Here is a 12,901-nt window from a genome sequence, read left to right as displayed (position 1 = left end):
ACGGAGGTGCTGCGGGGCGAGGACGACGCCTGGATGCAGCGGGTGGACGTCGTCCAGCCCGTGCTGTGGGCGGTCATGGTGTCGCTGGCCGCGGTGTGGGAGTCGCTGGGTGTTGTACCGGCTGCGGTGATCGGGCATTCGCAGGGTGAGATCGCGGCTGCGGCGGTGGTTGGTGCGTTGAGCTTGGAGGACGCGGCGCGGGTGGTGGCGCTCAGGTCGGCGGCCATCCGCGATGAACTGGCCGGTCGGGGTGGGATGTTGTCCCTGGCGACCGGTCCGGAGCAGGCGTCGGCCTGGGTTGAGCCGTACGGCGATCGCGTCGCGGTGGCCGTCTACAACGGGCCCGACGCAACAGTCGTGGCGGGCGATCCGGAGGCGTTGGACGAGATCGCTGCGCTCGCCGAAGCCGCCGGTGTGCGGGCGCGCCGGGTCCCGGTGGACTACGCCTCGCACTCCGCGCACATCGAGGTCATCAAGGCGAAGCTGCTGGACATCCTGGCCCCGGTGGCGCCGCAAACGTCCCGTGTCCCGCTGATCTCCACGGTGACCGGCGGGGTGTTGGACACGGCGACGATGGACGCCTCGTACTGGTACGAAGGGTTGCGGCAGCCCGTCCGCTTCACGGACGCGATCCAGGAAGCCGTCGGTCAAGGCGACTTGCGGTTCGTCGAAGTCAGTGCGCACCCCGTCCTCACCATGAGTGTCCAGGCGATCGCGGAGGCCGCCGACCAGCACGTCACCGTCGTCGGAACTCTTCGCCGCGACGAGGACGAGAACGCCCGCCTCATCGCGAGCGCCGCCGAACTCTGGGTCCACGGCACGGACATCGACTGGTCCGCCGTCTTCGCCGGACGTGCCGTGAAACGGGTCGATCTGCCGACGTACGCCTTCCAGCGAGAGCGTTTCTGGCTGGAGGCGTCCCGCGCCTCCGGTGATCCCGCCGAGCTGGGCCTCGGTTCCGTCGACCACCCGCTGCTGGGTGCCACCGTCGGCCTCGCCGCTGACGGAGGCCTTGTCCTCACCGGACGCCTTTCCCTGCGCGCGCACCCATGGCTGGCGGACCACGCCGTCGCCGGGGCGGTCCTCTTCCCGGGCACCGGGTTCGTCGAACTCGCCATCCGCGCCGGGGACGAGGCCGGCTGCGGGAACCTCGCCGAGCTCACCCTCCAGGCACCGCTGATCCTGCCCGAGCAGGGCGCCGTGCAGGTCCAGGTCGTTCTCGCGGCCCCCGACGATTCCGGCCGCCGAGCACTGACCATCCACTCCCGGCGCGACGAGCCGGACGCACCCTGGACCGCGCACGCCGTAGGTGCCCTCTCGCCCGAGGCGACGCCGATGCCGGTCGGCGAGTTCACCGTCTGGCCCCCACAGGGCGCCGACGCGGTCGACCTCTCCGGCTTCTACGCCGACGCCGAAGCCGCCGGTTACGGCTACGGCCCCGCCTTCCGTGGGCTCCGCGCGGCATGGCGGCTCGGTGACGCCGTCTACGCCGAACTCGAACTGCCGCAGGAACAGCACGCGGACGCCCCCCGCTTCGGTATCCACCCCGCGCTGCTCGACTCGGCGCTCCACGCGATCGGGCTCGGCGTGGACGGCGGACGGGACGACGGTGCGGTGCGGCTGCCGTTCGCCTGGTCCGAGGTGACGCTGACGGCCACCGGCGCCACGGCGGCCCGAGTCCGGTTGGCCCCGGTGGGCCCGGACGCCGTGATGATCGAGGTCGCCGACACGGCAGGCCGGGCCGTGGCCCGCGTCGGGTCCCTGGAACTGCGGTCGATCCGCCCCGAGCTAATGACGGCCGCCCCGGGCAACGACGGCCTGTTCAGCCTGCGTTGGACCTCCGTCCCGGCGGCTGCACCCGACACCTCCGCCGCCTGGGCCGTCGTGGGCGACGACACGCTCGGCCTGGCCGCCGCCGCGCAGACAGCCGGGGTGGCTGTGGACTCCTACCCGGACCTCGGGGGACTGCGGGCCGTACTGGAGACCGGAGTCGCCGCCCCCGCCACGGTCCTGTGTGCGCCGTCCTCGGGCGAGGGGCCGGAGGTGACGACGGCCGCGCTGCTCGGGCTCGTCCAGGAGTGGCTGGCCGACGACGCGCTCGCCGACTCCCGGCTCGCCGTCGTCACCCGGGGCGCGGTGGCGACCCGGGCGGACGAGGACATCACGGATCTGTCGGCGGCCGCCCTGTGGGGGCTCGTCCGTACCGCCGGGACCGAGGCGCCCGGCCGGTTCCTGCTGGTCGACCTCGACCCCGGCGAGCAGGCCGCCGACGAGGTCACCGACACCGTCGCCGCCGCGCTGGCCGCCGACGAGTCGCAGGTCGCGGAGCGGGCCGGGGAGGTGCTGGCACCCCGGCTCGCCCGGGCCGACACGGGCGGTGCGCTGGTGCCCCCGGCCGGGGAGCGGGCCTGGCGGCTGGACACGGCCGCCTCCGGCACCCTGGAGGGCCTGCGGCTGCTGCCCGCCCCGCAGGCGCTCGCGGAACTGGCGCCCGGTGAGGTCCGGATCGGGGTCCGCGCCACGGGCGTGAACTTCCGGGACGTGCTGATCGGCCTGGGCATGGTGCCCGGCCAGACCGTCATGGGCAGCGAGTGCGCGGGCGTCGTGCTCGAGGTCGGCGCGGACGTCACCCGCTTCGCCCCCGGCGACCGCGTCCTCGGCATCGTCGACGGCGGCTTCGGCCCGCTTGCCGTGGCCGACGCCCGGATGCTGGCGCCGGTGCCCGAGGACTGGTCGTACGAACAGGCCGCCTCCGTGCCGGTGGCCTACTTGACCGCGTACTACGGTCTGGTCGATCTGGCCGCCGTCCGGCCGGGTGACACCGTCCTCGTCCACGCGGGCGCCGGCGGTGTGGGCATCGCCGCGATCCAGCTCGCGCGGCACCTCGGCGCGACCGTGCTGGCCACCGCCAGCCCTGGTAAGTGGGATGTGCTGCGGGGCCTCGGTCTGTCCGACGACCGCATCGCCTCCTCGCGGGATCCGCGCTTCCGGGAGACCTTCGCCGACGCGGGGGTCGACGTGGTCCTCAACTCCCTCGCCCGGGAATTCGTCGACGCCTCGCTCGACCTGCTGGCACCCGGCGGACGGTTCCTGGAGATGGGCAAGACCGACCGCCGCGACCCTGCCCAAGTCGCCCAGGACCATCCCGGTGTCTCCTACCGGGCATACGACCTGAAGGAGGCCGGAGCCGGGCGGTGCGGCGAGATGCTGACCGAGGTGCTGGCCCTGTTCGAGCAGGGCGTGCTGCGGCACATGCCGATCACGACCTGGGACGTCCGGCGCGGCCCTGAGGCCTTCCGGTACATGAGCCAGGCGAAGCACACCGGCAAGGTGGTCCTCACGGCGCCGCCCGCCCTCGATCCGGAGGGCACGGTGCTGATCACCGGCGGTACGGGGACGCTGGGCTCGCTCCTCGCCCGTCACCTGGTCGCGGAGTACGGGGTACGGCGGCTGCTGCTCACCAGCCGGAAGGGGCCGGAGGCGCCGGGCGCCGCCGAACTCGGCGTAGAGCTGCGTGAGTTGGGGGCTGAGGTCGAGGTCGCCGCCTGTGACGCGGCCGACCGGCAGCAGCTCGCCGCCCTGCTGGAGGGACGACGGCTGACCGGTGTCGTCCACGCGGCCGGTGTCCTCGCCGACGGCCTGGTCACCTCCCTCACCCCGGAGCAACTCACCGCCGTCTGGCGGCCGAAGGCCGATGCCGCCGTCAACCTGCACGAACTGACCCGGGACTCCGATCTCGGCATGTTCGTCCTGTACTCCTCCGCCTCCGGCGTCTTCGGCGCCCCGGGCCAGGCGAACTACGCGGCCGCCAACACCTTCCTGGACGCGCTCGCCCAGCACCGCCGCGCCCAGGGCCTGCCCGCCACCTCGCTGGCCTGGGGCCTGTGGGCGCAGGCCAGCGCCATGACCGGGCACCTCGCCGAGGGCGACATCGACCGGGTCGCCCGCAGCGGCTTCGTCCCCCTCACCGACGAGACCGGCATCGCCCTCTTCGACGCCGCCGCCGCCCGCGACGGTGCCCTCTTCGTGGCCGCCGAACTCGACACCGCCGCCCTGCGCGCCGCCGCCGCCGGGAAGCCCGTGCCTCCGCTGCTCCGTGGCCTCGTCGGCGGCACCCGGCGACGTACCGTCGAGGCGGCGGCCGGCGCGGACCGCGCCGGTGGTCTCGCCGCGCGGATCGTCGGACTTCCGCCCGCCGAGCGCGAACGCTTCCTGCTCGACCTCGTCCGTTCCCATGTCGCCACCGTGCTCGGTCACGCCGAGCCCGAAGCGGTCGACGCCGAACGGCCGTTCAAGGACCTCGGCTTCGACTCGCTCACCGCCGTCGAACTGCGCAACCGCGTCAACGCGGCGACCGGCCTCCGCCTCCCGGCGGCCCTCACCTTCGACCACCCCACCCCCGCCGCCGTGGCCCGGCTCGTCGCCGGGGAGCTGTCCGGCGTACGGGACGAGGCGGCCACCGCCGTCGCGCACGGCGGTCCGGCGGACGAGCCCGTCGCCATCGTCGGCATGGCCTGCCGCTTCCCCGGCGGAGTCGGCTCGCCCGAGGACCTGTGGCGGCTGGTCCGGTCCGGCGCGGACGCGGTCGGCGCCTTCCCCGACGACCGGGGCTGGGACATGGACGCCCTGTACGACGCCGACCCCGACACCCGCGGCAAGACCTACATGCGCGGCGCCGGACTCATGACCGACATCGCGGGCTTCGACGCCGAGTTCTTCGGCATCTCCCCGCGCGAGGCCCTGGCCATGGACCCGCAGCAGCGGCTCGCGCTGGAGGTCTCCTGGGAGGCCGTCGAGCGAGCCGGCATCGACCCGGGCGCCCTGCGCCGCAGCCAGACCGGAGTCTTCGTCGGAGCCCTCAACTCCGAGTATCTCTCCCGGCTCACCACGGTCCCCGACGACGTCGAGGGCTTCCTCGGCACCGGCAACATGCTCAGCGTCACCTCCGGCCGGATCGCCTACCAACTGGGCCTGGAGGGACCGGCGGTCACCATCGACACGGCCTGCTCCTCCTCCCTGGTCGCCCTGCACATGGCCGTCCAGTCACTGCGCAACGGCGAGTGCGACCTGGCCCTCGCCGGCGGGGTGACCGTCGTCTGCTCCCCGGCCGGGTTCGTCGAGATGAGCCGCCAGCGCGGGCTGTCGGTGGACGGCCGCTGCCGTGCCTTCTCCGCCGACGCCGACGGTTTCGGCCCGGCGGAGGGCGTCGGCATGCTCCTCGTGGAACGCCTCTCGGACGCCCGCGCCAAGGGCCACCGGGTCCTCGCCGTCGTCCGCGGATCGGCGGTCAATCAGGACGGTGCGTCGAACGGTCTGACCGCCCCCAACGGCCCGTCCCAGCAGCGCGTCATACGGCAGGCGCTCGCGAACGCCGGGGTGGCGGCGGCCGAGGTGGACGTCGTGGAGGCGCACGGTACGGGAACGGCACTCGGTGACCCGATCGAGGCGCAGGCGCTGCTGGCCACCTATGGGCAGGAGCGGGACCCGGAACGGCCGTTGTGGCTGGGATCGATCAAGTCCAACATCGGGCACGCGCAGGCCGCCGCCGGTGTCGCGGGCGTCATCAAGATGGTGATGGCGATGCGCGAAGGCCTGCTCCCGCGCACCCTGCACGTCGATGAACCCACCCCCCACGTGGACTGGTCGGCGGGCGGCGTACGGCTGCTGGCCGAGGAGCGGGACTGGGCCGTGAACGGCCACCCGCGCCGCGCCGCGGTCTCGTCCTTCGGCATCTCCGGCACCAACGCGCACGTCGTCCTGGAGCAGGCGGCCGTCGAGCCCGAGCCCGCGCCGGTCGTGATCTCCGGGCCCGAGGGCCTGTCCGCCTCGCCCGTGCTGCCGTGGCCGCTCTCGGCCCGCAGCGCCGCCGGACTCACCGCCCGCGCGGCTTCCCTGGTGGCCGCCCTGACGGAGACCGACCCCGTCTCCGCCGGCTGGGCGCTGGCTTCGGGCCGCTCACCGTGGGAGCACCGTGCGGTGGTGTGGGGGCGGGAGACGGCTGAGCTGACGGCGGGGCTGGAGGCTCTGGCGTCCGGTGGCGTGGCGGGGAATGTGGTGGCGGGGACGGCCGCGGGTTCCGGTGCGCCGGTGTTCGTGTTCCCGGGGCAGGGGTCGCAGTGGTTGGGGATGGGGCGGGGGCTCCTTGAGTCCTCGCCGGTGTTCGCGGCGCGGATCGGGGAGTGTGAGGCGGCGCTCGGGTCCTTTGTGGACTGGTCGTTGACGGAGGTGCTGCGCGGGGACGATGACGCGTGGATGGGCCGGGTGGATGTGGTTCAGCCGGTGCTGTGGGCGGTGATGGTGTCGCTGGCTGCGGTCTGGGAGTCGCTCGGCATCGAACCGGCCGCTGTGATCGGGCATTCGCAGGGTGAGATCGCGGCTGCCGCGGTGGTCGGTGCGTTGAGCTTGGAGGACGCGGCGCGGGTGGTGGCGCTCAGGTCGGCGGCCATTCGCGACGAACTGGCCGGTCGTGGTGGGATGTTGTCCCTGGCGACCGGTCCGGAACAGGCGTCGGCCTGGGTTGAGCCGTACGGCGATCGCGTCGCGGTGGCCGTCTACAACGGCCCGGAGGCGACAGTCGTCGCCGGTGACCCCGAGCCACTGGACGAGATCGCTGCGCTCGCCGAAGCCGCCGGTGTGCGGGCGCGCCGGGTCCCGGTGGACTACGCCTCGCACTCCGCGCACATCGAGGACATCAAGGCGAAGCTGCTGGACATCCTGGCCCCGGTGGCGCCGCGGGCGTCCCGTGTCCCGCTGATCTCCACGGTGACCGGCGGGGTGTTGGACACGGCGACGATGGACGCCTCGTACTGGTACGAAGGGTTGCGGCAGCCCGTCCGCTTCACCGAGGCCGTCCAAGAGGCCCTTGGGAGAAGCCACTTCCGCCTGATCGAGGTTAGTGCACACCCCGTGCTGACCATGGGCGTTCAGGCCATCGCGGAGGCTTGCCAGAAGCCGGTCACCGTCGTGGGCACCCTGCGAAGGGACGAGGACGAGAGCGCCCGCTTCATCGCGAGCGCGGCCGAACTCTGGGTCCACGGCACCGACATCGACTGGTCCGCCGTCTACGCGGGACGATCCGTCACCCGCGTGGACCTGCCGACGTACGCCTTCCAACACCGCCGCTACTGGCTGGAGTCGGGCACCGCCACCGCCGACGTCAGCGGCGCCGGTCTCACCGCGGCCGACCACCCCCTGCTCGGCGCCGCCGCGAGCCTCGCCGCCGACGGCGGGGTCATGCTGACCGGCAGGCTCTCCACCCGCACCCACCCCTGGCTCGCCGACCACAGCGTGGCCGGCACGGTGCTGTTTCCCGGGACGGGATTCGTCGAACTCGCCGTCCGCGCCGGAGACGAGGTCGGCTGCGGACACCTCGCCGAACTCACCCTTCAGGCACCGCTCGCCATACCGGCGGACTCGGGGGTGCTCGTCCAGGTCGTCGTCGGCACGCCGGACGAGCACGGGGTGCGTGAACTGGCCGTCTACTCGCGCCCGGAGGGTGCCGAGCACGACCACCCTTGGCTGCGGCACGCGGAGGGGCTCCTGAGCGTCGACGACGTGCCCCCTGCGCATGACCTCACCTCCTGGCCGCCGCCCGGCGCGCAGGAGTTGGACCTGGCGGAGTTCTATCCGACGGCCGCTGCCGCGGGTTACGGCTACGGGCCCGTGTTCCAGGGGCTGCGTGCTGTCTGGCGGCGTGGTGAGGAGGTCTTAGCCGAGGTGGCGCTGCCTGAGGGCCAGAAGGGTGATGCGGACCGGTTCGGGCTCCATCCGGCACTCCTCGACGCCGCGCTGCAAGCCATCGGCTTCGGCTCCTTCGGCGGCGAGCAGGGCGCCCTGCGTATGCCGTTCGCCTGGACCGGGGTCACCCTGTTCGCGGGCGGTGCGGAGAGGCTGCGGGTGCGGATCGCCTCGGCCGGTGACGACGCGCTGTGTGTTCAGGTCGCCGACACGACCGGTGCCCCTGTGGCCGCCGTGGACTCGCTGGTGCTGCGGACCGTCAGCGCCGATCAACTCGCCGCCGCCGACGGGCCGGACGCCGACTCGCTGTTCGTCGTGGAGTGGATCCCGGTGCCCACCCCGGACGCCGTACGGGCGGAGCGCTGGGCGGTTCTCGGCGGATCGGCACCGGTGCCGCCCGGCGCGGCCGTCCACCCCGCCCTCGCCGATCTGCTGGCGGCGATCGACGCGGGCGCGCCCGCCCCCGAGGCGGTGCTGTGGGCACCGCCGCGCCCCGCCGCGACCAGCTCCTCCACCGACGCGGCACGGCAGGTCACCGAGGACGTCCTCGCCCTGGCCCAGGAGTGGCTGGTCGACGAGCGGCTGGCGGAGTCCCGGCTGGTGGTCGTGACCCGCGGTGCCGTCTCCACGGGCCGTGACAGCGACCTCACCGACCTGACGGCTGCGCCCTCCTGGGGCCTGATCCGCTCGGCGCAGTCGGAGAACCCAGGCCGGTTCCTGCTGCTCGACCTGGACCCGGGGGCCGGGGGCCCGCCCCTCGACCTGGACGCGGAAACCGGGCCATCGCCCCTCGACCCGGATCCTGTTCCCGACGAACCACCCCTCGACCTGATCGCCACCGCGCTCGCCGGCGCCTTGGAAGCCGACGAGAACCAGGTCGCCGTACGCGACGGCGTTCTGCTGGCCATGCGTCTGGTGCGTCCCGGGCGAGGGGGCTCCCTGGTGCCGCCCTCGGACTCCGCCTGGCGGCTGGACACCGCGGCCTCCGGCACCCTGGACGGGCTCACCCTGCTGCCGTACCCGGAGGCGGACGCGCCGCTCGCCGCCGGAGAGGTCCGCGTCTTCGTCCGAGCCGCCGGAGTCAACTTCCGGGATGTGCTGATCGGCCTCGGCATGGTGCCCGGCCAGACCGTCATGGGCAGCGAGGGCGCCGGAGTCGTCACCGAAGTCGGCCCAGGAGTCACCCGGTTCGCCCCCGGCGACCGCGTCCTCGGCCTCATGGGCGGCGCCCTCGGCCCCCTCGCCGTCACGGACGAACGGGTCCTGGCCGCCGTACCCGAGGGCTGGAGCTTCGAGCAGGCCGCGTCCGTCCCGGTCGCGTTCCTGACCGCCTACTACGGCCTGGTCGACCTCGCCGCGATCAAGCCGGACGACACCGTCCTCGTCCACGCGGGCGCGGGAGGTGTCGGCATGGCGGCGATCCAGCTCGCCCGGCACTTCGGCGCGACCGTGCTGGCCACGGCCAGTCCGGGGAAGCGGGGAGTGCTGCGCGGTCTTGGGCTCACAGACGGGCAGACAGCCTCCTCACGCGACCTGGGCTTCCGGGAAGCCTTCGCCGACGCGGGTGTGAGCGTCATCCTCAACTCGCTCGCCCACGAGTACGTCGACGCATCCCTCGACCTGTTGAAGCCCGGTGGCCGCTTCCTGGAGCTGGGCAAGACGGACCGCCGTGACCCCGCCGTAGTCGCCCAGGAGCACGCGGACGTCTCCTACGCGCCGTACGACCTGGCCGACGCCGGAGCCGACCGTATCGGCGAGATGCTCGGCGAGATCCTGCGGCTCTTCGCGGCGGGGACGCTCCGGCCGTTGCCCGTGACCACCTGGGACGTCCGGCGGGCCCCGGAGGCGTTCCGCTTCATCAGCCAGGCGAAGCACGTCGGCAAGGTGGTGCTCACCATGCCCCGCGCCCTCGACCCCGAGGGCACCGTCCTGATCACCGGTGGCACCGGCACCCTGGGCGCCCTCCTCGCCCGCCATCTGGTCACCCGGCACGGCGTACGGAACCTCCTGCTCACCAGCCGACAAGGCCCGGACGCCCCCGGCGCCGACGAACTCCTCGCCGAACTGACCGAACTGGGCGCCGCCCCCGAGATCGTCGCCTGCGACGCGGCCGACCGTGAGCAGCTCGCCGCGGTGCTCCACGGCCGCAGCCTCACCGGTGTCGTCCACGCCGCGGGTGTCCTGGCCGACGGCGTGTTCGGCGCCCACGGGCGGGAGACGCTGGCCCACGTGTGGCGTCCCAAGGCCGAGGGGGCGAGCCACCTGCACGAGCTCACCCGGGACCACGACCTCGCTCTGTTCGCCCTCTACTCCTCCGCCGCCGGGCTCGGCGGTGGCGCGGGACAGGCCAACTACGCCGCCGCCAACAGCTTCCTGGACGCCCTCGCCCATCAGCGGCGCGCCCAGGGACTGCCCGCGCTCTCCCTCGTCTGGGGACTGTGGGAACGGGCCAGCGCCATGACCGGCCACCTCGACCGGGCGGCTGCCGACCGGGCCCGCCAGAACGGCCTGGTCAAACCCATGGACAGCGACACCGGCCTCGCCCTCTTCGACGCCGCCCGACGGCTGGACGCGGCCCTCGCCGTACCGGTCCGGCTCGACCTGCCCCTCATGCGCGCCCGCGCCCGCAGCACCGCCGACATCCGGCCGCTCTTCCGCGCGCTGGTCAAGGCGGGCGGCCGGGGCCGGGCCGCCGACGCCCGGGCCGGTGCCGACGCCGCCGCCGCGCTCACCGCCGCCCTCGCCGGGCTCAGCGCACCCGAGCGCGAGCACCGGCTGCTCGACCTCGTCCGCACCCACGCGAGCGCGGTCCTCGGCCACACCGGCCCCCAGGCCGTCGATGCGGGCCGACCCTTCAAGGACCTGGGCTTCGACTCACTCACCGCCGTAGAACTGCGCAACCGGCTCGGCGCCGCCACCGGCGTCCGCCTCGCCACCACCGTGGTCTTCGACCAGCCCACCCCGCTCGCCCTCAGCAGGCACATCCTCGACAAGATCGCCCCGGAACCCGCCGACCCGGCCGACCCGACCGGGGACGCCGAACTCGGCCGTGCCCTGGCCGCCATCCCCCTCCACCGACTGCGGGAGGCGGGCCTCGCCGAAACGCTGCTGCGCCTCGCCCGCGCCGTGGAGGACGCACCGACCGCACCCAGTGACGACGACGGAACCACCGAAGCCATCGCGGACATGGAGGTCGACGACCTCGTCCGGATGGCCCTCGGGGATGCCGACTCCGACTCCTGAGACGACAGACCCGAGAAGACGGAGGCGCCATGACCCACCCGACGGGAAACGACAAGAACGACAAGGTCGTCGCCGCCCTGCGCGCTTCCCTGACCGAGACCGAACGGCTGCGCAAACAGAACCGGCAACTCCTCGCCGCCGCCCGTGAGCCCATCGCGATCGTCGCCATGGCCTGCCGCTACCCCGGCGGCGTCCGCTCGCCCGAGGACCTCTGGCGGCTGGTGGAGACCGGCACGGACGCCGTGTCCGCCTTCCCCACGGACCGAGGCTGGGACCTGGACGCGCTGTACGACCCCGACCCGGACCGGCCGGGCACCTCCTACGTCCGCGAAGGCGGATTCCTCTACGACGCCGCCGACTTCGACGCCGACCTCTTCGGGATCTCCCCCCGCGAGGCCCTGGCCATGGACCCGCAGCAACGTCTGCTGCTGGAAACCTCCTGGGAACTCCTCGAGCGCGCCGGAATCGACCCGGCACAGCTGCGCGGCAGGCCCGTCGGCACCTTCGTCGGCGGCGGCCACTCCGGCTACGTCACCGACGGCGTACGCCTGCCCGAGGGCGCCGAGGGCTACGCCCTGACCGGCAGCACCTCCAGCGTCATGTCCGGGCGCCTGGCATACACCTTCGGCTTCGAGGGCCCCGCCGTCACGGTCGACACGGCCTGTTCGTCGTCCCTGGTCGCCCTCCACATGGCCGTGCAGGCGCTGCGGAACGGTGAGTGCGAGATGGCCCTCGCGGGCGGCTCCGCGGTGCTGACCAACCCGTTCCCCTTCGTCGAGTTCAGCCGTCAGCGGGGGTTGGCCGCGGATGGTCGGTGCAAGTCCTTCGCCGCGGCGGCCGACGGCACCGGGTGGGCCGAGGGCGCGGGCGTGGTGCTGCTGGAGCGGCTGTCGGACGCGCGCCGGAACGGGCACCAGGTGCTGGCGGTCGTACGGGGTTCTGCGGTCAACCAGGACGGGGCGTCGAACGGTCTGACGGCGCCGAACGGACCCGCCCAGCAGCGCGTCATCCGCGCCGCCCTGGCCAACGCCGGGCTGACCCCGGTCGACGTCGACGCCGTCGAGGCACACGGCACCGGCACCGCTCTGGGCGATCCGATCGAGGCCCACGCCCTGCTGGAGACGTACGGCCAGGGGCGCGCGGAGGAGGGTGTGCCGCCGCTGTGGTTGGGCTCGGTGAAGTCGAACATCGGCCACACGCAGTACGCGGCGGGCGTCGCGGGTGTCATCAAGATGGTGATGGCGATGCGGGAGGGTGTCCTGCCCCGCACCCTGCACGTCGACGAACCCACCCCGCACGTCGACTGGTCTGCCGGCTCGGTGGAGGTGCTGCGGGAGGACGTGCCCTGGGAACTGGGGGAGCGGCCACGACGGGCAGCGGTGTCGGGCTTCGGGATCAGCGGGACGAATGCGCACGTCATCTTGGAGCAGGCGGACGCGGAACCGGCGGTGGAGTCCGTTCCGTCGGTGGGGGGTTTGGTGCCGTGGGTGTTGTCGGCTGCTTCTGCTGAGGCGTTGAGGGCGCAGGCGGAGCGGTTGGCGGGTGTGGTGGGTTCGCTCGATCCGGTGGATGTGGGCTGGTCGTTGGCGACCGGTCGGGCTGGGCTGGGGCATCGGGCGGTGGTGTGGGGTCGGGACAACGCCGAGCTGATGGCAGGGCTGGGTTCGGTGGAGTCCTCTGGTGCGGTCGCTGATGGCCGTGTTGCGGTGCTGTTCACGGGGCAGGGTGCGCAGCGGGCTCGGATGGGTGTGGAGCTGGCGGCCGAGTTCCCGGTGTTCGCGCGGGCGTTGGACGAGGTGTGCCAGGCCTTCGAGGGGCTGCTGCCCCAGCCGCTGGGTGAAGTGCTCGCCGATGAGGGTGAGTTGTTGGATCGGACGGTGTTCACGCAGGCCGGTCTGTTCGCCGTGGAGGTGGCCCTCTT

Annotated in this window: 2 protein-coding genes; both read left to right on the top strand. The window is 73.5% G+C overall.

The window, feature by feature from the left end; translation table 11 throughout:
• The first annotated feature begins 6 nt into the window (after positions 1–6).
• Entirely contained in the window at positions 7–10,980 is a 10,974-nt protein-coding gene (locus ACWDRW_RS39545; protein ID WP_451733208.1) for an SDR family NAD(P)-dependent oxidoreductase, read from the top strand.
• Between the two features lie 29 nt (positions 10,981–11,009).
• Positions 11,010–12,901 (top strand): type I polyketide synthase (locus tag ACWDRW_RS39540; RefSeq protein ID WP_451733205.1); only part of this gene is annotated, 1,892 nt, incomplete at its 3' end.

This window comes from Streptomyces sp. NPDC003635 (assembly GCF_053587635.1).
Note: the sequence above shows the minus strand (reverse complement) of the source record. Positions and strands in the feature narration are given on the sequence as shown.